The organism is Maridesulfovibrio spiralis (SeqCode) (assembly GCF_048571135.1).
Lineage (GTDB): Bacteria > Desulfobacterota > Desulfovibrionia > Desulfovibrionales > Desulfovibrionaceae > Maridesulfovibrio > Maridesulfovibrio spiralis.
On sequence record NZ_CP182344.1, the window covers coordinates 2,294,266 to 2,318,517 of the forward strand.

Below are 24,252 nucleotides of genomic sequence, written 5' to 3' on the forward strand. Positions count from 1 at the left end.
ATTGGATTAATCATTAGCCATAGAAAATCCCTCGTGGGCTCAAGTACAGACGACAGCTTTGAACGTCTCTCAGAACCCGTTTCCGAAGTCTTTGAATCATATTCTTTTTACTGACGGCGGCGGCAGTATCTGCTCGGCCAATGTCGGGTAGCGGATTTTTTTGAATAGGTTGAGTGTGGTTAATATCACTGGTGGAGTGGGGGATTCACATTTAAAAATTATAACAAGGAAAAATGCTAGAACCAATTAATTCCGTTCTTGGTAAAGGATCGTCAGTTCGTTTTGATTTTACTTATTCTCTTTGGTGGAATGTATTTTTGATTACAGCCGGGTCGGCAATCTGTGCCATTGCAGTAAAAAGCCTTGCCGTACCGCATGAATTCCTTGCTGGGGGAATTTTTGGTCTAGCTTCTCTTATTTACTATAAATCAGGAATTCTCTCGCCCGGCTGGGTTTTCCTTGTCTTGAATATTCCGCTGTTTGTTTTTGCTTGGGTGAAAGTAAGTAGACGTTTTTTTTGGTATAGTTTGTATGCAACCGTGGCTACAACTGCTGCCTACGAACTGATCAATATCCCTTTGCCTGTGCATAACCAGATATATGCCGCAGTGGCCTGCGGAGCCTTGATGGGATTTGGGGCAGGAACTGTGCTTCGGTCTTTGGGGTCCAACGGCGGACTTGATGTTTTTGCTGTGTATTTGTTTCAGCGATTTAATATCGGGATAGGTAAAGTTTATCTTACTTTTAATGCCGCTCTTTTTTCTCTCAGTACACTTGAATTATCTCTTGATATTATCATAGCATCCCTTATTCTTGTTTTTATATCATCTGCGGTTGTGGAGCAGACACTATCTATGTTCAACCAGCGCAAAGTTGTACTGATCATTTCCGACAATATTGAAATGATCAGCCATGATATTCTGCATGAAATGAAGCAGAGTGCTACTTTTATCAAGGGGCAGGGTGCATATTTACGTGAGGATAAAGATATTTTGATGACAGTTGTTAACAACATCCAGTTGAAAAAACTTGAAGAGATAGCCTTCAGGCATGATGAAAGAGTGTTGTTCATTGTTGAAAATACATTTTCAGTTATCGGTTCCAGCTTTTCTAAACGTAAAGTCTACTAATTTAGCGAATTCTGATTCTGACTTTCGAATTGTATCTAGATTTCAGGTTGCCAAGTATTTTTAAACTATTTTTCATTATTTGAATTAACCTGAACTGCTTGTTAGAGGTTAGTCTTAAATCAATTGCCAACACAGGAACTCTCTCGTGAGCTCAAGTACAGACGACAATTTTGAACGTCTCCCAGAACCCATTTCCGAAGTCTTTGAATCTTTTTCCGACTATATTCTTTTTACTGACGGCGGCGGGCGTATCTGCTCGGCCAGTGCGCGGGTGATGGAATTCTTTGCCTGCCCATTGAGCGGGCAGTTCCTTTGGGATATTCTGGGCGTGGAGGCTTCCGGCATTGATGAGTTTATTAAAGCCTATCCTGTGTCCGGGGTGCATGAAATCCCATACGGGGAGAGTGGTGGGAGCTACTCCCTGCGTTTGATCCCCCTTGCGGGACCGTATTGCTCTGAAGGTTATGTTGCTGTGGTGACCAATAACGCCCCTTTTGTGGAATTGCATGAGTCTTATGAGGAGCGCATCGAGGATAATATTGCTGCTCTTGATGATAGTGTCGCTCTTTTTAATGCTTTATTTGAAGCTGCACAGGACCCTACTTTTCTGGCGGACTCCTCTTTTAGAATACTTACGTCCAACCCCGCTGCAGAAAGACTTTTCGGGGCCAGTTCTGCTCGTTCCGGTAATAGTTGCCTGAGTCTTTTCAGTGCGGAATCATCCAGAGTTGTCCGGGACCATTTTGAGACTTGCACCACCGATATTCCGGTTCCATTTGATGAATTGCTGCTCACGAGAAATAGTTCTGGAAAAGAAATTACCGTTGAGCTGACTATGCATAAAGTTCGGCTTCAATCGGGCACAGTATTTCATGTCGGACTTAGGGATATGACTGATATTCAGCGGCTTGAAACTGGGTTGGAAGAGACTCGTGAGCAGGTTGACGGCATGAACGTGGCCCTGCGGACAGTTATTGAGTCTGTTGAAGAAGAGAAGAAGGATATGCATGAGGATTTTGCCTTGCAGGTCCGGGAACAGATACTGCCGGCACTTGACCGGATGATTAAAGAACCGGTTCCGCAAATGCGTATAAGCTTCGGACGATTTATCAAGGAACGACTTTCCGCTCTCGCCGGGGAGACCGGGGATCAGTTTGAAGAATTGCTGCTGAAACTTACCCCCCGTGAGGTGGAAGTTTGCCGCTATATTGAGTCCGGCAAAAGTACCGAGCGTATAGGTGAACTCCTTTCAATTACTGCTGATACCGTTCGCACCCATCGCAAAAACATTCGTCGCAAGCTTGGCCTGAAAGGTAAGAGTGTGTCGCTTATTTCTTATCTTAAACACCACGTCAATTCTTAAAGTTTTTGGGTATGCGCTATACCCAATCAGTACCCGATAGATCGCCTTGTGGGTAGATTATAAGTCTGTATTGTTCCGAACAGCGACAGGCTTATCTAATTTATTTTTTACCTATCTGCACACAAATGAAACCTGAAGACATAGCAAATGACAACCTACGAAACGCAATTGTAACTATTGTGTTCTCATTCGTTGCATTGTTTTTGTTTCTTGGATTTTCATATGTGCATCGTAGTGAGATTCAAAAATCTACTTCAGCACCTTATGTAATGATATATAAGAGTGCGTATCTTCAAAATTAGTTCACATATTCAGGAGAAAACATGAGACGTTTTACTGCCTTATACCTTGCGGTGTTCACGTTGTTGATCGCTGTGGTCTTAACCGGTTGCGCCCAGAAGGAAAAAAAAGGTCTTGAGAAGGTCAAAGAGAGCGGGGAAATAAGCTTTGCCATGAGTGGCGGTTATCCTCCTTTCAACTATTTTAACAAGCAGAATGAGCTGGTCGGTTTCGATGTTGATGTGGCCAAAGAGGTAGCAAAACGTCTCGGCGTGAAGCTGAAGCCTGTCACCACTGAGTGGAGCGGTATTATTGAAGGACTGCGTTCCGGTATTTACAACGGCATTCTCGGCAGTATGGCTGCAACCGAGCAGCGCAGGAAGGTCGTAGACTTCTCTACTCCCTATTACTACTCCGGCGCACAAATGTTTGTCCGCGCGGATTCTCCGTATAAATCTGCGGATGAACTGAAAGCTAAAGCCGTAGGGCTGGTTACAGGCACCACCTTTGAGCAGGACGCTAAGAATCTCGGAGTCTCCGACATTCGCCTCTACAAGGACGACACCCATACCCTGACTGAACTTTCCAGCGGCGTAATTGACGGCGTTATTACGGACCGTGTTGTGGGGGTTAATGCCATGAACAGCGGTAAGTTTAAGATTAAGCCCCTTGGCTCACCGTTGCGTAAAGAAGACATCGCCGTTGCATTTCGCAAGGAAGATAAAACCCTTACGGATGAGGTGAATAAGATTCTTAAACAGATGCATGAAGACGGAACCCTTACCAAGTTGAGTAAGAAGTGGCTTAAGGTAGATATTACCAATAAATAGAGAGGTATAAGGGGGCGAAAAGCCTCCTTTCTTTTTTGAATAAAGGAAAGACAATGTATTTCGATTTTGCAAGTCTGCCGGAGTATCTTCCGTATTTTCTCCCGGCGGCATGGATGACCCTTGAGATTACCGTGCTAGGCATTCTTCTCGGGCTTGTCCTCGGTCTCATTACCGTATTCATGCGTATTTCCCATAGGCGGATATTCAATCTCCCGGCTCATGCATATATCTATATAGTCCGTGGTACTCCGCTCCTGTTGCAGTTGTTGTTTATATATTTCGGAATGCGCAGTCTTGTAGGGCTTTCCGCTCTCCCGGCTGCTGTACTGGCTTTGGGAATTCATAACGGGGCTTACATTGCCGAGATTTTCAGGGGCGCTATTGCGTCCATTTCCGCCGGGCAGATGGAAGCTGCCCGCAGTATCGGGATGAGCTATCCTCGGGCGATGGTCAGAATTGTTCTCCCACAGGCTTTTAAACGTGCGATTCCTGCTTTGGGAAATCAGTTTATTATTGCCCTGAAGGATTCTTCCCTTGCCAGTACGATCACCATTAATGAGTTGCTGCTCAAATCTCAGCAATTGGCCTCTTCTAATTTCATGATGATGGAAATGCTGACCATAGCCGGAGTTTTTTACCTTATTTATACCGGTGCGTTTACATTCCTTTTTCATGCAATCGAAAGAAAGCTCGATACTAGCAGGGCTTAAGGAGAAACTATGCAGGATACTATTAGTATAGAAGGTGTTCATAAATGGTTTGACACCAACCATGTACTTAAAGGTGTTGATCTGAATGTTGGCAACTCCGATGTGGTTGTGGTTATCGGGGCCAGCGGTTCCGGCAAGTCTACGCTGCTGCGCTGTGTGAATCGTCTTGAAACATATACCGAGGGCGAAATCAGCATCAACGGGGACATGGTTCCCAGTGATGAAAAGGAAATTAACTCTATGCGAAGCCGTGTGGGTATGGTTTTTCAGCATTTCAATCTTTTTCCGCATATGAGTGTGTTGGGTAATGTCACCGAGGGGCCGACTCAGGTCAGGAAGATGCCCAAAAAGGAAGCTGTGGATCTGGGCATGTCTTTTCTGAATAAAGTGGGCATGGCTGAAAAAGCGGATGCCTACCCGGAAACATTGTCCGGAGGTCAGAAACAGAGGGTGGCCATTGCCCGTGCTTTGGCTATGGAGCCGGAAGTAATGCTGTTTGATGAACCTACGTCTGCCCTTGATCCTGAGCTGGTTGGCGAGGTGCTTACTGTAATGCGTGACCTTGCTGACGACGGCATGACCATGATGGTCGTGACCCATGAAATGAATTTTGCAAATGAGGTGGCGGATTCCGTGGCTTTTATGGATCAGGGCGTGATTCTGGAACAGGACAACCCCTCCCGTTTGTTTTCTGCTCCGGCGGAACAGCGGACTCAGGAATTCCTCTCTCAAATTTTATAAAAATATATAGGATAACATGACTGTTTATACAGAACGACAGGAAGCATTGGCTTGTGTGATTGATGACGATTCTTCAAGGTCTGATTGGACTGACTGGAAATGGCACATTCGCAATACAATCAGAACTGTCTCCGGCTTTGAAAAAATACTCGGCATCAGATTCAGCGATACTGAACGCAAAAAACATGAAATGACCCTGCGCAAGTTTCCGCTGGGCATTACTCCTTATTATCTTTCCCTGATTGATGTGGAGGATTATGAAAATGATCCGGTGTTCCTGCAATCTTTTCCCAGCCCTGAGGAATTGAAGATTGAACGCTGTGATATGACCGATCCGCTGCATGAGGATGAAGACAGCCCGGTTCCCGGTCTCACCCACCGTTACCCGGATCGGGTGCTTTTTCATATCAGCAATCTTTGCTCCATGTATTGCAGGCATTGCACCCGCAAGCGCAAGGTGGGGGATCAGGATTCCATCCCCTCCCGCAGTCAACTGGAAAAGGGGCTTGAATATATCCGCAACACTCCGCAGGTTCGCGATGTTCTTCTTTCAGGCGGTGATCCGTTCATGCTTTCAGATGAGAAGCTGGATTGGATTCTGACCAAGCTCGGTGAGATTGAGCATGTTGAAGTTATCCGTATCGGAACCCGTATGCCGGTTGTGTTGCCTTACCGTATTACCGACAATTTGGTGAATATGCTTAAGAAGCATCATCCGCTCTGGATCAACACCCATTTCAACCATCCAAGGGAAGTTACCGATTCATCACGCGGGGCTCTTGCCAAGCTGGCCGACGCCGGTATTCCACTTGGTAACCAGAGTGTGTTGCTGGCTGGGATCAATGATTGCCCGCGTTTAATCAAGACCCTGAATCAGAAGCTGGTCAAGAATCGGGTCCGCCCATACTATTTATACCAGTGTGATCTTTCCGAAGGTTTGAGCCATTTTCGAACTCCTGTGGGCAAGGGCATTGAGATCCTTGAAAGTCTGCGCGGACATACCAGCGGATTTGCCGTACCGACATATGTCGTGGACGCTCCGGGCGGAGGCGGCAAGATACCGGTTATGCCCAATTACATTGTTTCATGGGCCACCAACAAGGTTGTCCTGCGAAATTACGAAGGTGTCATCACTACGTACACCGAGCCGGATTCATACGAACGCAATGCCTGCGACCGCAATTGCACTGAATGTAATCTCCAACTTAAAGAGGAAGGTGCCGAGGAGAAGGCTATAGGCATTGAAAAACTGATTTCCGACTGGGACGACACACTCAGCTTGACTCCTGAAGATAACGAAAGGGCGGAGCGTAATTCAAATGTCGCATGATTCCATCCTGACTGTAAGTAAAAGCACCATCCAGATGGGTGGTTACAATGACCGTATTTATTTGATGTCATTGGCTGCTGAAGATGGACCTGAAATTGTGGATGAACTTATCAATATGGCTGTGGCTGAGGATCTGTCCAAGATCTTTGCCAAGGTTCCAGCTTCAAAGAGCTTACCTTTTTTGTCCTCCGGTTTTGAGAAAGAGGCTGTGGTTCCGGACATGTTTGATGGTGAAGATGGTCTGTTTTTGAGCTTCTATCGCTATCTTTGGCGTAAGGAACAAAGTGACAGGGCTGGACTTGATCATGTTCTTTCTGTTGCTGAAAGCAAAAAGGGTAAGGGGAATGTTTCAACCCTGCCAAGTAGTCTGCGTATGCGTAGACTTATGCCGGAAGATGCGCACTCGCTTGCGCATCTTTACGGCCGGACTTTCCAAACTTACCCATTCCCGATTACTAATCCTGAGTTTCTTTGTCAGGAGATGGAAGCGGGAGTGCGGTTTATGGGGGTATATGAAGATGCAAGATTAGTCGGTGCTGCATCTGCCGAAATCAGTTCTGATGGATACAGTGCGGAGATGACTGATTTCGCCGTTGATCCCGGTTGCCGTAAGATGGGAATTGCTGGAGCTTTGTTACGTGCTCTTGAAAAGGATTGTTCTGAATCTGGTATAAAATGCTTGTTTACCATTGCCAGAGCTTGTTCTTATGGGATCAACTCTTTGTTTTCCAAGGGAGACTATGAGTTCTCTGGGCGGTTACGCAATAATACAAATATCAGCGGGAAGCTTGAGTCTATGAATGTTTGGCATAAGTTTGTTGAAGTTTAGTTTTTAATGTCTTGAATTAATGACTCTTTGGTTGTGAAAGAGATCCGTTTCAGGCCGCTTTTTTCTGCAAATCTACATGTTCAAAAAATGATCACCTCGTCTCAATTTCATTAATACAACCGCCACAAAAGCCCAATCCACCTAACCCTAAACGCAGAAGACATGCTCAAACACGTGAGATCCTTCTCCCGTGATAAAGAGAATTTTTAACGGTTACTTTCCCTGCTCAAAGACGGAGCACAGGGAAGCTGTTTTCTGTTTGCTATGAATATTGTCAAGCAAATTCAGTCACATAGAAATTGTTAACTGCTTCGCTTGTGATGCCGTTAGGCCTTTGGCAGGTGGACATATATGGTTGTCATTTCGGGGGTAGAACAGTTTAATTCAATATTGCCTTTTTGAGCTTTGACCATCAACATGGCTAGGTATGTTCCCAGTCCAGTTCCGAATTCTTTGCCCGACGTAACCATTTTGTTGAAGAAAGTGTCCCTTATGCTTTCTGGGACTTCTCCGTAGTTACTGATAGCGATGGAACAATATTGGTTTTTACTGAGGATAACTGAAATGGGTTTTCCTTGAGGAGAAGCTTCTAATGCATTTGTAAGTAAGTTCATGAAAATGCTGTAGAGAAGAAATTTATCGCCAGTTACGGGGAAGTTGTCGCTTTGAGTGTCATCGTCGTTCATGCAGGTGATTGAAATTTCATGTTCGTAATTTGAATGGGAATTAGCGATACGCTCAACAACAGTTGAGATTATTTTGAATAGGTTTACAGTTTTAAAATCTTTTTTATAAGTTCCTTCTTCAATACGATAAAGTGTTAAACTTGACTCAAGTATCTCAAGCATTCTTTCCCCACTGTCCCGGATCAGTCGCACAATGATCTTTTGCTTGTCAGTTAAGTTGGGATCAGAAAGAACCGATTCTGGCAATGATGCCGATGCTATCAAAGCACTTCTGAGATCGTGGTGGATCATTTTCTCTATTAATTCTCTCGCCTCGATTTCTTCATGTAAACGTTCTATTTCGGTTTTTAGTACAGATATAGATTGATTTGCATCATCCAAATCAGCAATACTTATTGTTAATTCGGCATCTGTGATACGTTGTTTTTTCTCATAACCATCAATCCTATCTATGTCATTTTGAGATTTCGTATCAAGTTTTTCCAGATTTAGTTTGAATATGTGACGCTCAGACTGCATTTCTGTGATCACATCATCCTGCTCCAAGATCGTATCCTGGAGTTTGGTTTTTTCCATATCGCTTGTTGAGGTTGCTGTTTTGTCCCGTATACCTCTCATTATAGTCGCAATTGTTCCAATTAAAATGCCAAGTAGTAAGGATCCCAGAAGCACTAATGCGCGTGAGATTGGAATAGACCAAAATAAGAATGCGATCTGAATCTGCTCAGTATTTTGGATGATGAACAATACAAAAAAAAGGATTATCAATATGATGACAGCTAAGCATGAATTTTCTCTGATTTTTGTTAAAAGTTTCATCATCAATACCTCAGGAGATATCCATTTTTTCTAGATTAGGAGGCTGGTTTTTTTTAGGAGAATATTTGCCACACCAGTCTGTTTTTTCTACTCGTGGCCAAACTCCCATGGCGTTATTTGAGGTTGGAGAAACTGTTGGAGGCGAGAACCTGCATATTCCGTCTTCCTTGTAGTCCATTTGGCTTGGAAGGTAATAACGACAATTTTCACATGATTTATCCATTGAATGACCTCCTTAAAAGTCTCGCTGTCGGTAAAGTTGTGCGTTTTTTTGATTCTCCCTTTAATCTTATGACTTCTATAATCTTAGGTCAACCGGCATGCAAAAAATAATGCTCAGTCCTGATCCCGCCCTACGAAGTTTGTTTCATTTTAATGCCTAATAAAAGAGTTTCTAAATTGATCTATGACTAATTGGACACCACCGCCCCGCATGCCGAAGACGATGGTGTCCGGAGGTTAAGGGAATTAGTCGGTTTTCAATTTCACCCAGTACTCATCATACAGCTTCATGGATTCGCCTAGGTAGTCCTGAAACTCCCCGCGCTCGATTATTTCCTTGGAGGGGTAAACGATGGGATTGTTGCGTACCTCTTCGGGGATGAGTTTCATTGCTGCGGCATTGGGTGTAGAGTAACCCATCTCGGTGGAGATTATGGTGGCCACATCTGGGCGCAGCAGGTAGTCGAGGAAAGCGTGTGCCTCTTCGATGTTTTTAGCCCCTTTGGGAATGCACAGGGAGTCCACCCAGAGGTTGTATCCTTCCGGTGGATAAATATACTTGATATCGGGATTTTCCTGATTGGCGATGAATGCCTCTCCGTTAAAGACCACGCCCACGGCAACTTCTCCAGCGAGTAAAGCCTGTTTGGGGGAATCTGAATCAAAGACGCGAACGCTGGGGATCAGGCTTTTCAGCTTCTGGTGGGCTTCTTCAATGTGTGCGGGATCGGTTTCGTTCAGGGGGTAACCGAGCAGCTTCAAGGCAAGAGCAAATACCTCGCGTGGTTCGTTGGGCAGAAGTAGTTTACCTTTCAGTTCCGGTTTCCAGAGGTCGGCAATGGATGTTACTGTGTTTTCGTCCAGCATTGCGCTGTTTACGGCGATGGAGGTTGAACCCCACATATACGGGATGGAGTATATGTTTTCCGGGTCAAAAGACTGGTTGGTAAACTTGGGAGCAAGGTACTCAAAGTTGCTCAGCTTGCTTTTATCCAGCGGTAGCAACAGACCCTGACGGCGCATCAGGCTTACATAGTCAGAAGAGGGAACGATCAGGTCATACCCCTGTCCGGCAAGTTTCACCTTGGTGTACATAGCTTCGTTGCTGTCGTAGTTGGATATATGGACCTTGATACCGGTTTCTTTGGTGAAGTTTTCCACTACTTCATCCGGAATGTATTCGGACCATATGTAGAGGTAGAGTTCTCCGCTTCCGGCGAAGGCTTGAGTGCAGCAAAAAAGAACGATGGCGAGAGCCAGCAGTGTTTTTTTCATTATCTTCTCTCCTTAAGCAGCCGCCGGGATAAAAGCACGGCAAGCACAGTTATAGCGATCATCACCACACTTAGTGCGTTGACGTCAGGTTTAATTCCTAAACGGACCATAGAATATATCCGCAGGGGCAACACTTCATAGGTCGGACCTGTGGTAAAAAAGCTGATAATTACGTCGTCCAGCGACAGGGTGAAGCTCAGCAGCCATCCGGCCATGAGGCCGGGTAGAGCCAATGGGATGACAATCTTTTTGAAAACCTGATATTCGCTGGCCCCCAGATCTCGGGCGGCTTCGACCACAGTTCTGTCGAATCCCTTGAAGCGTGAGTAAACCGTGGCTGTTACAAAAGGCACGCAGAGGGTTACGTGTCCCATGAGCAGGGTCCAGAAACCAAGGGTGAAACCTGCTCCCATGAACAGCACCAGCAGGGAAATGCCGATGACGATATCCGGGGACATCATCATAACGAACACGCTGCCGAATACAGCACCCCGCCCTTTAAAGCGGTATTGATGGAGCATGAAGGCGGCAAGGGTTCCAATCAGGCAGGCGATTGAAGCCGAAATCACGGCGATGGTCATGGAGCGCAGTGCCGCATCAATCAAAGTGCTGTTGGCGAGCAGCTTTCCATACCATTTGAGAGTGAAGCCCTTCCATGAAAGGGAATATTTGGAAGCATTAAACGAGTATACCGCCATGACTGCCAGAGGAAGGTATAGGAAAATGTATACCAACCCTACATACAGGGACTTGATGAATTTATTCATATCTTGAGTCTCCTGCCGGAACGGCGCATGCTGCGGTAGTATAAAGCCAGCATAAGCCCCATTATCAGGGTCATGGCAATGGATGCGGCAGAGCCCATGGGCAGGTCCCTTGCGGTGAGGAACTGGTCGCGGATGTAGTTGCCCAGCAGCATTGTCCGCGCTCCACCGAGAACGTCAGGGATGTAGAACATTCCTAGTGCGGGAAGAAATACCAGCATGCAGCCGGAGACAATTCCCGGCATGGTCAGCGGGATAGTTATCTTGCGAAAGGTCAGCCATTTTCCGGCTCCGAGGTCTCTGGCGGATTCCAGCAGACGATGGTCCAGTTTCTCAATGGCGGCGTAAAGCGGCAGAATCATGAACGGCAGCAATGTGTAGACCAGCCCGATAAATACTGCGGACTGGGTGTACATGATCTTGATGGGTGCATCGATCAAGCCGAGGGCCATGAGAGTCTTATTCAGGATGCCGTCAGCTTTGAGCACTGCAACCATGGCGTAGGTTCTGATCAGGGTGTTGGTCCAGAACGGAATCATGACCAGCATGAGCATGAGCCGGGAAGTTTCTTTTTTGGCCCGTGCCGCGATGTATGCAAAGGGATAGCCGATGAGCAAACATAGCAAGGTTGCTGTTCCCGCCATAAGCAAGGACTCTGCCAGCATGGTTCCCAGTGCAGGCTCGAAAAGGCGGAAATAGCTTTGCAGTGAAAAGGTCGGATCAATAAGCTCGTCAGTATGACGGGTCATGAAGCTCACGGCCAGAAGCATTACAGTGGGCACAAGACCGAACATAGTGATCCAGCCCAGCACTCCCCCGATGATAAAACGTTTGAACAAGCGTCTATCCTTCATGGGGCAGGACCACCTCCCAACCTTCAAACCAGCCTACGGCAACGCGGTCTCCGGCATGAAAATAAAGGGTTTCGGCATCTTCATCGAAGAATTCCGAAACCAGAATCTTTTTGCCGTCATCCAGGGTGATGTCCAGATCGTAGGTAGCGCCTTTGTAGTAGGTATGTTCCACCCTGCCTTTGAGCAGGGCTTTTGAGAATTTTTCAGCCAGTTCAGGGTCATCTTTTACCTCACGCATGACCTCAATCCGGAAATCTTCCGGCCTGAGCAGAACGTGGACTTTGTCTCCCTCGGAGAAATCACGTTTTGATTTGACGATGACCGGGACTCCCTCAACTTCGGCATTGAAGCTGTTCTCCTTTTGTCCGGTTATTACTCCATCAAGCACGTTGATTTCTCCCACAAAACGGGCAACGTAAAGATTGGCGGGATCTTCGTATATCTCGCGGGGAGTGCCTATCTGTTCGATGCTGCCCTTGTTCATGACCACTACCCGGTCAGACATGGTGAATGCTTCTTCCTGATCATGGGTGACCAGAATAAAGGTAATGCCGAGGGTGCGCTGCAGTTCCTTGAGTTCCTTCTGCATCTCCTTGCGCAGACGGTAATCAAGGGCCGACATGGGTTCATCCAGAAGTAGAACGCGGGGTTTATTGACAATAGCGCGGGCAATGGCAATGCGCTGCTGCTGGCCCCCGGAAAGTTCTCCGGGCATACGCTGGCCCATGTTTTCCAGACGAACCAGTTTAAGGGCTTTTGCTACTTCGCGATCAATGTCTGCGGTGTTCAGCCCTGCGATTTTAAGGCCGAAGGAAATATTGTCGTAAACACTCATGTGCGGAAACAGGGCGTAGCTCTGAAATACGGTATTAACCGGACGGTTTTCAGGCTCAACTCCGGTCATGGACTTGCCGTCCAAAAGAATTTCACCGCTATCGCACTCTTCAAAGCCGCCCAGAAGGCGCAGCATAGTTGTCTTGCCGCAGCCTGAAGGACCAAGCAGGGTCAAGAATTCACCATCGCTGATGGAAAGGTTGAAATTCTTGAGCGCAACATCGCCATCAAACGATTTGCTGGCACTAGATATAGATATTACAGGTTTTGTTTTCACAATCTTTTTAGGGCTAGTGGTTACTTGGGCGGGCCTTGGTCGCTACTTCGTGGATCGCAGGCCATGACATATTGTTTTATCTCATGCGCAAGATCAGAGTGTACGTGTATCGATTCGTAGTCGGTAAATGGTTCGTTTATGTATTGGAGAATAAGGTTCTCATGGCAATCATGGACAGGGCATACCCCGGCAAAGAAAAAGCCCATCTCTTCAAATCTGCCTGCCATCATCGGGGTTGCAGGGTCTTCCAGTGGAAGAGCCATTTGGATCGCGCTGATTCCCTGAGAACAGGCATGTCGGAGCCTGTCTGAGACTTGGGCCAATACGTCTTTTCCGTATGATTCAATGCCTATCATGGACCAGCCTTCCACAAAGTCCGTCGTACTCCAGAGCTTTGTAACCTCTTCAAGTTCCGGTTCTTTGTCTGGGGTATAGTCGATTTTTATCTTAAGGCTGTGTGCCGCATATATGCGCTCAACAATTTGTTTATGCTGCTCAGGAATATGCAGCTCTTTTACTTCGAATTCCTTAAGACGTTTTGTGTAAATGACATTGCCGATCCGCATCTTGTCATCTTTATGATCTCCCCATGAATGGGATGCCGGACTGGTATCCACAAGCAGTCCGCTTTCCATAAAATTGTTGCTGAGAACCGAGCGTTGCGAATGGACATGGCTGGTGACGGCGAATACTTCGATAGCGTAGACCCCACGATCCACGGCATTCTTTTCCAAAAAATCAGCCATGGCTGTTGCCCCGCCCTGCGACCTGAATTTCGGACTGACTATTCCAAAAGTCAGCTCTTCAACTTGTGCTCCGGGTGCGCTTTTGAGTAATGCTCCATGGGCAACCACTTCATGCGTGTCGTTGGTTTCAAAAACGACTGAGACCATTTCTTCTTCGGAAATCATTTCACAAACGCGTTCCGGGTAATAGATATGTTCACTGAACAAGACATTACCGTGGGATTGAAACGCGAGACGGGAAATGGGTTCAGCATCTTCCGGCCTAGCAAGGCGGAGCGTGCATTCCAAGCTGCTGCTTGTTTTGGACCTTTGGGGGATGTTTGTTTCTTCGACAATCTTTGCAGGCAGAAATTTTTCCATTGAAACTTTTCTATATCCGCCGGAATCGGTGGAAAAAGAAGTCCTGTCCAGCATTTTTTCGATGAGCATGAGACTTATGCCTGTCACATCACCATGCGCCATGGCCCGTGAGGGATCATATTTTGGCAATTGATCAATCTTCAAGGGAAGGCCATGAAATTTAATTGCCAGACTTATACCCAAAGCGGTGCGGAAGATGCTGATTTGTAATGTTTCTGCGTCACCGCCGTACCCGAATTCAAGCGCATGGGCGAAAGCCTCTTCCATAGCAAGGCTGATTCTGCCGATATCTCCGTCAGGAAATCCTACGCTTTCGGCACATCTTTTGGCACTGAAAGTGGCAATTGGAATGTACTCCGGGTTAGCGGGTAACTGCAGGGTAAGTTGCTCTGTTTTTTTCATGTTTTCTGCCTGTGATTGATCATTATGGATTTTTCAAAAAGTGCTGAGTATCAATTGGCGCATGCAGCGCGTGCATCTTGATGCGTTAACAGCATAATTGTTTACCATATTTGACACAAACAATTCCGCCTACCAGGACAACGTGCTCCTATCCCTTCCCGCGGGTCTTGTTGCTGCCCGGTTTAGCGTTCTTCTCGATAAATTCTATGACCTTCCCGGCAATATTTTTTCCTGTTACCTGCTCAATTCCTTCCAATCCGGGAGATGAGTTTACTTCCATGACTACCGGACCGTGGTTAGTCCTGAGCAGGTCTACGCCGCAGACGTTGAGGCCCATGATTTTAGCTGCCCTGACTGCTGTAGAGCGCTCTTCAGGAGTAATTTTTACAGTGGAAGCGCTTCCGCCCCGGTGCAGGTTGGAACGGAATTCTCCTGCAGGAGCCTGCCGCTGCATGGAAGCCACAACTTTGCCTCCAATGACGAAGCAACGAATGTCGCTGCCTTTTGCATCCTTGATATATTCCTGAACCAGAATGTCTGCTTTAACTCCCTGAAAAGCTTCGATAACACTTTTGGCTGCCTGATTGTTCTCAGCCAGAACAACGCCGATGCCCTGCGTTCCCTCCAGAAGTTTAACAACCAGCGGAGCACCGCCGACCATTTCAATCAGGTCGTCAGTGAATTTGGTGGAGTTGGCAAAACCCGTTACCGGAAGGCCGATTCCTTTGCGGGAGAGGAGCTGCATGGAGCGCAGTTTGTCCCGTGAACGAGTGATAGCAACGGATTCGTTGAGGCAGTATGTTCCCATCATTTCGAACTGGCGGACTACGGCTGTGCCGTAAAAGGTGATGGATGCACCGATACGCGGAATGACCGCATCAACGCCAGAAAGATCTTCCCCTTTATAGTGGATGGTCGGGTTGTGGGAAGCGATGTTCATGTAACAGCGTAAAGGATTTATTACGCATATTTCGTGTCCTGCCGCTTTGCCTGCTTCCACTAAGCTGTTGGTGGAGTACAAGGAGGCTTTTCGAGATAGAATTGCTATTTTCATTTTATAAACAAAGGGGGATAGAAGGTTGAAGAGTTGTGTTTGCCTGCCTGATATGAAAGTTGCGGGTCTACAATTAGCCTGCCGCGCATGGCTGATCTGCCCAGCAACATGCGGAATTTCATCTGGTCCCGGTTGGTCAGAGTCAGGTCGATTGTCCACTTACACCCCGCAAGACTCAGGGTGGTTTCGATGACATATCTGTTCTGCGATTTGCCGCCGGAGTTTTTCACCATGCGGCGGTCAACCAGTTTTGCTTCACAGGGCATGGAGATGTCGTGTCTGCCCTGAAGGGGATGAATGTTGAATCTGACGAAAGGAACCCCGTCTTTATCAAAGGGCTCAATATCGAAAGCGTGAATGGCCGAGGTTGCAGCACCGCTGTCGACCTTCACTTTTATTCCCGGAACGCAAAAATCGGGTAGCGAGACCCATTCCCGCCACCCGATGATCATTTTAGGTTGCTTATGAGTTGTCATTTCCAAATCCTTAGGTCGTATCTGAAGAATATCCTGAAAAACAGGTAGACCTGAAAGAATGGCTTCTTTCAGTGGTAAAATCGTATATCAAATGTTGAGCGATGTATTTGTTACCAAGCATCGTCGGTTCCGTATTGCATCTCGTTTTCAAGGTTGTAGCCAAGTATTTTTATGCTCATGTCATCGTCCGTTTCAGTCACCACAGCCTGTACTGTGATCCATCTGTCGATGTAATTGGTAAGAAGTTTACTGAATTCGTCTTTTTCAATGCAGAATTCTTCTTCGCCGTCCACAAGTAGCACTAGTTCGGATACTGTTTCATTGTCCCATCCTGAAGGCACAAGCTGGCCGTATAAAGTATCCTGATAAATATCTGATCCCATTTTTCCCTCAGCAGTTTTTAGTAGAAAGCTTCAACATCTGAACTCAGGTCGCAGCGGTAAACGATTCCCCCGTTTTCCGGGATAAATTGTTTGATGAAACGAAGTTCAGGACTGAAATTGTTTGCTTCGCAGAAAAGACGTGCTGTTTCATAGGATCTGTCTGTCTTGGTTTCCAGAAAGATGCTGCTGCCGCTTTGGTTTGCGATCAGCTTATTCATTTCAGTCAGTAAGGCGGAGCCAATTCCAAGTCGCTGGAATTCGGGTTCCACGGCAAGAGCATACAATTCATAGTTCCCCGGCCAATAAGGAATGGGGCCGAAACAGAGGAAGCCGATTATTGCTTCCCGCCCGGCATCTTCTATGGTTGCTTTGAGAAAAATATCAGGTTCACTTCCGTTTCCGTATGCGCTGTCCCAAGCCAGAGATTCAGCGGAATCCATTTCTGAAGATGAAAAGAGTCCGCTTGCCGCAATCATGTTTAAAATTATTTCAACATCGTCCGGTGTGATCCACGAAGAGATTTTAACCTCTTGTGTTTTGACAGATGGGTCTTCCTGTGAAGTCATCTCTCTGTTCCTTTGTTGTCGGTTTTAACCTGCATGAGGGGGCGAGCGCGTCAGACAGTTGCTGCATGCTTCCGGTGGCGTGATTCTCCCGTCACTCCTCGACCTTTACAATTGGTGTGAAACTTTTCAGTAGAATGGATTCCACGCCATCCTTCTCTTGAATCAAGCCAGTGAATACGGCTTCCTGCTGAGAAAGGGTTCGCAAAGCCGGGAAACATTCCAAATTCTCCACACGCAGCTCCCTCTCATCACGGCACGCAACTAGAATACCGGTCACTTCAAAACGGTCATTCCATTGTGCGGGCAGGACCATTCCTCTAACGGTGGTCATGATGTCTTGTTCTGATGTTGATGAATTTTTCATGAATCCTCGCGCCATTTTTAGTGGAAGCGCTAAAGCACGAGGGATGCCAAGTTTGTAAAGGCTTAAAATTATTCGTTTTAACTGTGATAGAAGTGAGTGTGATAGGAACTGTTGGTTCTTATTGTGCTTTTAAGTGAACTTAAAAGCCAAAACCCAGCCTTGATTGAACAAGACTGGGTTTTATTTTTTTGATATTTTTGTTTTTTATTCTAGGTGCTTAAAAATAAATAAGAACTTTTAGTTCCGATTGAATGTGGTGTGAGAATTATTACTTCCTGTTTTTAAAGTCGGTCCTTTTGAGGCCGTGGCGATTCATCAGTTTGCTTAGTTGACGGGTCGTTATACCTGCCTTTTCCGCAGTGGTTTTGATCACACCGTTGCACTGCTCAAGCAGGCTGGAAAGGTATTGTTTCTCAAACTTGTCTATGGTTATCTGGCGGGCTTCCTTGAGAGGAAGACTGGTTTTAACCGGAGACGTGACTACTTCGCCCTGTACATCCATCAGGTCAGGCGGAAAACTTTCCGGCTGGAGGATGTCGCCGGTTTCCAGAATACAGGCCCGCTCAATGACGTTTTCCAGTTCGCGCACGTTTCCGGGCCAGTCATATTCGAGCAGGGTATCCAGCACTTGCGGGTGGATGCCCTTAATTTCGGTGTTCAGCAGCCCGTTAAACTGTCTGATGAAGCCTTCGGAGAGCCGGGGGATATCTTCGCGCCGTTCTCTCAATGGTGGAATTCGAATGGGGAAAACATTCAGCCTGTAAAAGAGGTCGCGCCGGAATTTACCTTCTTCGCAAAGCTGGCCCATATCTTCATTGGTCGCGGCAATGATGCGTACGTCAACGCAAAGGTCATTCTCGCCGCCGACACGCTGGATGATGCGTTCTTGAATAGCGTTGAGAAGCTTGACTTGTACCGACTGGCTGACAGTACCGATTTCATCAAGAAAAATTGTGCCTTCATGGGCCAGTTCGAATTTACCCAGCTTACGGCGGATGGCCCCGGTAAATGCCCCTTTTTCATGACCGAATAGTTCGCTTTCCACTAGTGTGTCAGGGATCGCCCCGCAGTGAACGCTGATGAAGGGCATCTCCTTGCGATTGCTGTGGGCGTGGATGAGCTTGGCAATGAGGCTTTTTCCGGTTCCGGTTTCACCTGTCAGTAAAACCGTTGTGCGGGTTCCTGCTACCTGCCTGATTTTGGCGAAGACATCGCGCATGGATTTACTGCGGGTATCCACGTACTCCAGCGAATCTTCATTCCAGAACTGTCCCCTGAGATAATCCAACTCAGATTGGAGCACATCGGATTCGCGGACTTTTTCCATGACCAACCCAAGTTCTTCTTTCTCAATGGGATGGGTCAGGTAGTCGAAAGCTCCGGCTTTTACCGCATCAACAGCTTCTTTTGTCTGCTCTTCATTTGCCATGACGACGATGGAAGCGGAAGGGTAATGTTTCCAAAGGTCATCAAGGGCCTTGGTCATGGATTTGCTTTTATTTTGCAGCGACTCAACGTCTACGAAAAGAGTATCCACTTCCCGGTCATTTTCCGGGCTGGATGATTCAGTGGACGTTTCGGTCAGGATTTCTTCAATCTGGTCGATTTGATCTCCGATTTCTTCCGACCTGTTCCCATCACGGGTTATCACTAGCATCTTTCTCATAGGTTACAACTCCTTGTGGAGTATTTAAGGCTATGTTGGGTTGAGCACAATCAGAAAGTTGAGGGAATTAACGATAGCAAGATTTGCTTATGTAAAGAAGCGGATAATTAATTAAAATAAAAAATAATTTTTCATCTCCTCGAAAAATAATGCAAAATCAAGGAGATTAAACTTGAACATATGTCGGTACGAAATTTAGCTAGACTTCTCTAATTCAAAAATTAGATCCACGTAGCTTCATTGGAGCATGTTTTTTCATCTTCCCATAAGAAATATAAGTAAACTCACTCGCCCGAATCATGGCATCAGTCCGCAAATGTGCATACCATTGATGGTGTTGCGTGGATAAGATGCATTGGGAGGGTATAGATATTCAGGTAATTTGCTGGGCGGTAAGGGATTTATCCCTGTGGATGTTATTTAATTAAATTATTAAATGTCAGCTTGGGGTGTTTTCACTTCCTGAAGTAAATATTTAGGAGCGAGGGTTGTTGCATTATGATGCATCCCTCGCTTTTTGTCTGTCAGCCGCTATTGTCAAATCATAAGCAGAATGATTTGTATGGATTGTATAATTAAATTTGATTGTTGGAGGTGGGTAATTGAAAGAGTCATCAAAAAGAACAAAAACGCAAATTAAATCAATCGCAATACTTACCTATCTGGTGCTTTCTTCACCTGTGTGGGGAATTGGCGCGGTGGGCATCTATTCTGCATTCAAGGCTGAGTGTTATACGTTGGGTTCAGTCTGGCTGGTTCTTGGTGTTCTCTGTGGTGCAGCTAAATTGTGTGACGCTGATTTTTTTATTGATTTAGAAATGAATATGGATTTGAAAAAAAAGTAAAAACCATTCATGACGCAACATGTATAAAATTTAATAAGAAACAAGTTAAAAGTCGTCAATTTTCTCGAATACGTAAATTATGGTCTTTTTATTGACCATATCTGCTAACTGGACTATCAAAAGCTCCCAAAGGGCGCTCAGCTCTCCTCAGTCTGTCCAAAACATTCCTTTTCCCCGTTAAAAACGTCGAAACGTCTGTGCCGCAGTATCTTCTGTCCGGGAGGTCAGGCTGAAAGCTTATCTTATTATTTTTGCAGCCCTTATTATGCAGGAAGGATTGCCCGCCGGGGAGATTCGTATTCATTTATTTATGCCGGTTTCGCTTGCTGTCGTGGAATCGGCTTTAAGGAGTTACAGCACATGCAAAAAAGAGAAACATGGGGCTCGCGTACCGGGTTCATCATGGCTGCGGTTGGTTCCGCAATCGGATTGGGAAACATCTGGCGTTTTCCGTACATGGTTTATGAGAATGGCGGCGGCGCGTTTCTAATCCCTTATTTTGTGGCCATGCTGGCTGCCGGTGTGCCGTTCATGATTCTTGAGTTCGGTCTGGGGCAGAAATTCAAAGGTTCCGCACCGAAAGTATTTTCCTCCATTTCCAAGAAATGGGAATGGCTCGGTTGGTGGCAGGTCATGGTTTCCTTCATAATTACCACCTACTACGTGGTTGTTGTGGCTTGGGCCATCAATTATTTCCTGTTGGCTTTCAATCAGGGCTGGACAGACGCGCCTAAGGACTTCTTTTTCGGTGAATTTCTCGGTCTGACCGATTCCCCCATGAACATGGGCGGGGTTCAGACTTCAATTCTGGCCGCAACCGGGGCTGCATGGTTGATGACTTTCGCAGCTGTATTTACCGGGGTTAAAAGTGGTATTGAGCGGGTCAGCAAGATTTTCATGCCCCTGCTCTTCCTGCTGGTCTTCATTTTCATTGGTCGCGGACTGATGCTGCCCGGTGCTATTGACGGTTTGGATTGGCTTTTCAAGCCTGATTTTAATGCTCTCAGCGACGGCAAGGTATGGGCGGATGCTTTCGGGCAGATTTTTTACAGCCTGTCCATCGGATTTGCGATCATGCTCTCCTATGCCAGCTACCTGCCGAAAGATTCCGACATCAATAACAACGCCTGCATGACCGTATTCATCAACTGCGGATTCAGTATCATTTCCGGGATCATGATCTTCAGCGTGCTCGGCTACATGGCCCATCAGCAGGGAGTTCCGGTCAGCGAAGTTGCCGGGTCCGGTGTTGGACTGGCCTTTATCACCCTGCCCACAGCCATCAACCTGATGCCTGCTCCGGCATTTTTCGGAACCCTGTTCTTCCTCGCACTGACTGTTGCGGGACTTTCTTCCATGATCTCTCTGGCAGAGGTCGTTGTTTCAGCACTTATCGACAAGATGGCCCTTTCCCGTAAAGTGGCAGCTACCATTTTCTGCGCGCTCGGCTTTCTGGTCAGCATCGCATTCACCACCGGTGGCGGCTTGCTCCTGCTTGATATTGTGGACCACTTTATCAACAACTTCGGTATCCTCATGGGTGGTTTCATTGAAATCATTTTCATCGCCTGGTTCTGTCGTCTTGATGATCTGCGCAACCATGTGAACATGACCTCTGAAATCAAAGTCGGTGCACTCTGGCTGAACAGCCTGCGCTTCGTAGTTCCCGCCATGCTCGGTTTTATGCTGGTTTCCAACTTCATTGGCGACCTTTCCAACAACTACGGCGGCTATTCAACTACTGCAACCGTTGCTTTCGGCTGGTCTACACTTGTGATCTGCCTGATTTTCGGCCTTGTCTGCGCACGAAGCGGACAGGGATTTGCCAACATAAGCGGTATCAACAGAAGTTTCATGAAAAGGAGCTAGTTATGGAATTCGGAGCATTTGTTATGATGCTTTTCGGACTGGGCATTACCTGGGGCGGAGCTTCTCTCTGCTTCCGTATTGCTTTCAAAAACCAGTAAGCATCGGCTGTAATTAGAATGATTAAGCCCTCCTGCGTTTATGCGGGAGGGCTTTTCTTTTGGTGAGATACTTTTCGGAATCGCGCAAATCGTTTTCACTATGCGTAAAAAATTAAAAATCTTGATTTGAATCTATTAATAACTGTAACGTGAACGTTGCTGTTTTGTGACGAAGTGGTGGTGTTAGAGTTTGTATGTGCCTGTAACAACGTGCATAATTTATAGCTTGTTTGTTACATAAACATGGAGTGTGTCATGAAAAGGATTCTCGTATTTGTTTTGTTGACTGTATTTGCGCTGGCCGGAACCGCTCAGGCGGAGACCCTGAAACTGTTAACCTGGAAAGGATACGCCCCCCAGAAACTGATTGATACTTTTGAAAAGGAAACCGGGATCAAGGTTGAGGTGACTTTCTCCAACAACGAAGAAATGATCGCTAAGCTGCGGGCCACCCGTGGTGCAGGATTTGACCTTGCCCAGCCTTCTCAGGACCGTATTTCCTCTGTTCAGGCTAAGTTCAAGCTGTATCAGGCCATGGATTATTCCAAGCTTGATTCCAGTCTGTTCATTCCTTCCATGCTCACAGCCGTTAAGGCCAATACCCTTGTTAAGGATAAGTCCTACGCTGCTCCTTTCTGCTGGGGAACTTCCGGCCTGATCGTCAACAGCGACAAGGCTCCCGAGGCAGATTCCTTCAAGGCATTGATCGACCCCAAATACAAAGGCCGCGTCAGCTACCGCTTGAAAAGACCTACTCTTATCGCCATGGGTTTTGCCCTCGGCTATGATCCTTTCGCTCTCTATGATGATCCCAAGGCCTATAAAGCAATGCTTGATAAAATTGCTGATACGCTGATCAAGTCCAAACCCATCGTAAAGAACTATTGGGCCAACGGAGATTCCCTGCTCGAATCCATGCGTTCCGGTGAAGTCTTTGTTGCCATGGCTTGGGATGCCGGCGGATGGAAACTCCATGCCGACAACAAAGCTATTGATTTCAAAGCTCCCAAAGAAGGAGCACTCGGTTGGATCGATACCTTCGCAATCCCCGCTAAAGCTAAAAACGTTGATGCCGCTTACAAGTGGATCAACTTTATCATGAAGCCTGAAAACGCAGGCTATTTCTCTTCCAAAGAAAAATACGCCACCGCATCCAAAGATGCTTTGAAGTTCACCGATAAAGCTGTGGCAGATAATTTTGCTCGTTCTTTTCCTCAGGAAGTTATCGACAACATCAAGTGGTATCCCCCGGTTCCTGCCAAGCTTGAAAGTATGGAAGGCAAGACTCTCGATAAAATCAAGGCTGCCAACTAAGCTTTTTGTTAAAAACATTCTCTCGGCGGAGGGTCTTCGGACCTTCCGCCTTTCCTAAATTTTCTACCCCGGACGATGTTCCATGATTAATGACCTTTCTGTTTCCGATATGGTGAAGAGGTTCGGCGATTTCACCGCCGTGGATGGTGTTTCCTTTGATGTTCCCGCCGGATCGTTTTTTTCAATCCTCGGACCTTCCGGTTGTGGCAAGACTACACTGCTGCGCATGATTGCCGGGTTTGAGGAGCCTACTTCCGGGGATATTGAAATCCGGGGTGGAAGCATGCTCGGAGTTCCACCCAACAAGCGTCCGGTTAATCTGGTTTTCCAGCATCTGGCCCTGTTTCCCATGATGAATGTTGCTGAGAATATCGCCTTCGGGCTTAAAAGGCACGGTGTGGGAGAGGTTGAGATTAAAAAGAAAATCGAAACCATTCTTGAGCGGGTCGGTTTGCCCGGATACGGAAGCAAACAGATCAACCAGCTTTCCGGTGGTCAGAAACAGCGTGTAGCCATTGCCCGCTGTCTGGTGCTGGAACCTTCGGTTCTGCTGCTTGATGAACCTCTTGGTGCGCTGGACCTGAAGCTGCGCGAACAGATGAAGGTGGAGCTTAAGAAATTGCAGGCCAAGGTCGGGACAACATTTATATATATAACTCATGACCAGTCCGAAGCTTTGGTAATGTCCGACCGGGTGGCGGTGATGAATAAAGGCCGCTTCGAGCAGGTGGGCAGTCCTCAGGAACTATACGGCAAGCCCGCGACTCCCTTTGTGGCCCAGTTTGTAGGCGATAATAATAAATGGAGCGGAAAGGTTGTTGAAAGTGACGCCGAAAAAGTCCGCATTGTCACCGACGAAGGCTACACATTCCAGACCAAGCCTCACGGTAATTGTACATGTGACGGACGGGCAGATCTCTTCCTGCGCCCGGAAGCCATGCTGATTGAACCCAAGGATCGCAGCGGACTCAATGTCTTTGAGGTGACTGTAAAAAGTATTCTCTTCGACGGAGCCAACAGTCGTTTGCTAACTGTGACCAAGGAAGACCATGAACTGATCGTCAGCCTGCCCCAGAACCGCCGTTTTGATCACATCGAGCCGGGTAATGAAATTGCTGTGGGCTGGCATCCTGATTCCGGAATCTGTTTTGGAGCGGAGGAGTAAT

General features: G+C 46.7%; 25 protein-coding genes. 12 read left to right on the top strand and 13 right to left on the bottom strand.

The window, feature by feature from the left end; all coding sequences use genetic code 11:
• The first annotated feature begins 233 nt into the window (after window positions 1-233).
• The 7 genes from ACNI29_RS10275 to ablB all read left to right on the top strand — a co-directional run bounded on the left by ACNI29_RS10275 (window position 234) and on the right by ablB (window position 7,212).
• The gene (locus ACNI29_RS10275) at window positions 234-1,130 is read left to right on the top strand and encodes a YitT family protein (protein WP_419778286.1); all 897 of its coding nucleotides are present in this window, start codon (window positions 234-236) and stop codon (window positions 1,128-1,130) included.
• A 145-nt stretch (window positions 1,131-1,275) separates the two neighbouring features.
• Window positions 1,276-2,493, top strand: coding sequence for a LuxR C-terminal-related transcriptional regulator (locus tag ACNI29_RS10280; RefSeq protein ID WP_419778287.1), 1,218 nt, complete (start codon window positions 1,276-1,278; stop codon window positions 2,491-2,493).
• A gap of 323 nt (window positions 2,494-2,816) precedes the next feature.
• Entirely contained in the window at window positions 2,817-3,602 is a 786-nt protein-coding gene (locus ACNI29_RS10285; RefSeq protein WP_419778288.1) for an ABC transporter substrate-binding protein, read from the top strand.
• A gap of 53 nt (window positions 3,603-3,655) precedes the next feature.
• On the top strand, window positions 3,656-4,312 hold the full coding sequence (locus tag ACNI29_RS10290) for an amino acid ABC transporter permease (RefSeq protein WP_419778289.1): 657 nt from the start codon (window positions 3,656-3,658) through the stop codon (window positions 4,310-4,312).
• A 9-nt stretch (window positions 4,313-4,321) separates the two neighbouring features.
• The gene (locus ACNI29_RS10295) at window positions 4,322-5,053 is read left to right on the top strand and encodes an amino acid ABC transporter ATP-binding protein (RefSeq protein ID WP_419778290.1); all 732 of its coding nucleotides are present in this window, start codon (window positions 4,322-4,324) and stop codon (window positions 5,051-5,053) included.
• Between the two features lie 16 nt (window positions 5,054-5,069).
• Entirely contained in the window at window positions 5,070-6,383 is a 1,314-nt protein-coding gene (gene kamA, locus ACNI29_RS10300) for a lysine 2,3-aminomutase (RefSeq protein WP_419778291.1), read from the top strand.
• Between the two features lie 34 nt (window positions 6,384-6,417).
• Complete coding sequence (gene ablB / locus ACNI29_RS10305) at window positions 6,418-7,212, top strand: putative beta-lysine N-acetyltransferase (protein WP_419778292.1); 795 nt, start codon at window positions 6,418-6,420, stop codon at window positions 7,210-7,212.
• Between the two features lie 326 nt (window positions 7,213-7,538).
• On the opposite strand, the gene ACNI29_RS10310 is transcribed toward ablB, so the two are convergent.
• From ACNI29_RS10310 to ACNI29_RS10370, 13 genes are all read right to left on the bottom strand, one after another.
• Window positions 7,539-8,720 carry a lipopolysaccharide assembly protein LapA domain-containing protein gene (locus ACNI29_RS10310; RefSeq protein ID WP_419778293.1) on the bottom strand — a complete coding sequence of 394 codons (1,182 nt, stop codon included), beginning with the start codon at window positions 8,718-8,720 and terminating at the stop codon, window positions 7,539-7,541.
• A 7-nt stretch (window positions 8,721-8,727) separates the two neighbouring features.
• On the bottom strand, window positions 8,728-8,940 hold the full coding sequence (locus ACNI29_RS10315) for a hypothetical protein (RefSeq protein ID WP_419778294.1): 213 nt from the start codon (window positions 8,938-8,940) through the stop codon (window positions 8,728-8,730).
• 245 nt (window positions 8,941-9,185) lie between these two features.
• The gene (locus ACNI29_RS10320) at window positions 9,186-10,214 is read right to left on the bottom strand and encodes an extracellular solute-binding protein (RefSeq protein ID WP_419778295.1); all 1,029 of its coding nucleotides are present in this window, start codon (window positions 10,212-10,214) and stop codon (window positions 9,186-9,188) included.
• Window positions 10,214-10,981, bottom strand: a complete 768-nt coding sequence (gene potC, locus ACNI29_RS10325) for a spermidine/putrescine ABC transporter permease PotC (RefSeq protein WP_419778296.1) — start codon at window positions 10,979-10,981, stop codon at window positions 10,214-10,216. The genes ACNI29_RS10320 and potC overlap by 1 nt, the downstream gene beginning before the upstream one ends.
• On the bottom strand, window positions 10,978-11,832 hold the full coding sequence (potB, locus tag ACNI29_RS10330) for a spermidine/putrescine ABC transporter permease PotB (protein WP_419778297.1): 855 nt from the start codon (window positions 11,830-11,832) through the stop codon (window positions 10,978-10,980). Before potB ends, potC begins: the two co-directional genes overlap by 4 nt.
• Entirely contained in the window at window positions 11,822-12,946 is a 1,125-nt protein-coding gene (potA, locus tag ACNI29_RS10335) for a spermidine/putrescine ABC transporter ATP-binding protein PotA (RefSeq protein WP_419782103.1), read from the bottom strand. Before potA ends, potB begins: the two co-directional genes overlap by 11 nt.
• Window positions 12,947-12,963: 17 nt before the next feature.
• Window positions 12,964-14,451 carry a GNAT family N-acetyltransferase gene (locus tag ACNI29_RS10340; RefSeq protein ID WP_419778298.1) on the bottom strand — a complete coding sequence of 496 codons (1,488 nt, stop codon included), beginning with the start codon at window positions 14,449-14,451 and terminating at the stop codon, window positions 12,964-12,966.
• 148 nt (window positions 14,452-14,599) lie between these two features.
• Window positions 14,600-15,505 carry a 30S ribosomal protein S6--L-glutamate ligase gene (gene rimK / locus ACNI29_RS10345; protein WP_419778299.1) on the bottom strand — a complete coding sequence of 302 codons (906 nt, stop codon included), beginning with the start codon at window positions 15,503-15,505 and terminating at the stop codon, window positions 14,600-14,602.
• Window positions 15,502-15,981: an ATP-dependent zinc protease family protein gene (locus ACNI29_RS10350; protein ID WP_419778300.1), complete on the bottom strand. Its 480-nt coding sequence runs from the start codon at window positions 15,979-15,981 to the stop codon at window positions 15,502-15,504. Before ACNI29_RS10350 ends, rimK begins: the two co-directional genes overlap by 4 nt.
• A gap of 110 nt (window positions 15,982-16,091) precedes the next feature.
• On the bottom strand, window positions 16,092-16,364 hold the full coding sequence (locus ACNI29_RS10355) for a hypothetical protein (RefSeq protein WP_419778301.1): 273 nt from the start codon (window positions 16,362-16,364) through the stop codon (window positions 16,092-16,094).
• A gap of 17 nt (window positions 16,365-16,381) precedes the next feature.
• Window positions 16,382-16,930 carry a GNAT family N-acetyltransferase gene (locus tag ACNI29_RS10360; RefSeq protein WP_419778302.1) on the bottom strand — a complete coding sequence of 183 codons (549 nt, stop codon included), beginning with the start codon at window positions 16,928-16,930 and terminating at the stop codon, window positions 16,382-16,384.
• A gap of 91 nt (window positions 16,931-17,021) precedes the next feature.
• On the bottom strand, window positions 17,022-17,261 hold the full coding sequence (locus ACNI29_RS10365) for a hypothetical protein (protein ID WP_419778303.1): 240 nt from the start codon (window positions 17,259-17,261) through the stop codon (window positions 17,022-17,024).
• Window positions 17,262-17,562: 301 nt separating this feature from the next.
• Window positions 17,563-18,960, bottom strand: a complete 1,398-nt coding sequence (locus ACNI29_RS10370; protein WP_419778304.1) for a sigma 54-interacting transcriptional regulator — start codon at window positions 18,958-18,960, stop codon at window positions 17,563-17,565.
• Window positions 18,961-19,562: 602 nt separating this feature from the next.
• Between ACNI29_RS10370 and ACNI29_RS10375 the strand changes: the two genes are divergently transcribed.
• The 5 genes from ACNI29_RS10375 to ACNI29_RS10395 all read left to right on the top strand — a co-directional run bounded on the left by ACNI29_RS10375 (window position 19,563) and on the right by ACNI29_RS10395 (window position 24,251).
• Entirely contained in the window at window positions 19,563-19,805 is a 243-nt protein-coding gene (locus ACNI29_RS10375) for a hypothetical protein (RefSeq protein WP_419778305.1), read from the top strand.
• 360 nt (window positions 19,806-20,165) lie between these two features.
• A complete protein-coding gene (locus ACNI29_RS10380) occupies window positions 20,166-21,674 on the top strand; it encodes a sodium-dependent transporter (protein WP_419778306.1) in 1,509 nt (502 codons plus the stop codon).
• A 2-nt stretch (window positions 21,675-21,676) separates the two neighbouring features.
• Window positions 21,677-21,772, top strand: a complete 96-nt coding sequence (locus ACNI29_RS10385; RefSeq protein WP_419778307.1) for a MetS family NSS transporter small subunit — start codon at window positions 21,677-21,679, stop codon at window positions 21,770-21,772.
• A 255-nt stretch (window positions 21,773-22,027) separates the two neighbouring features.
• On the top strand, window positions 22,028-23,086 hold the full coding sequence (locus tag ACNI29_RS10390; protein WP_419778308.1) for an extracellular solute-binding protein: 1,059 nt from the start codon (window positions 22,028-22,030) through the stop codon (window positions 23,084-23,086).
• Between the two features lie 82 nt (window positions 23,087-23,168).
• A complete protein-coding gene (locus ACNI29_RS10395; protein WP_419778309.1) occupies window positions 23,169-24,251 on the top strand; it encodes an ABC transporter ATP-binding protein in 1,083 nt (360 codons plus the stop codon).
• Window position 24,252 lies beyond the last annotated feature (1 nt).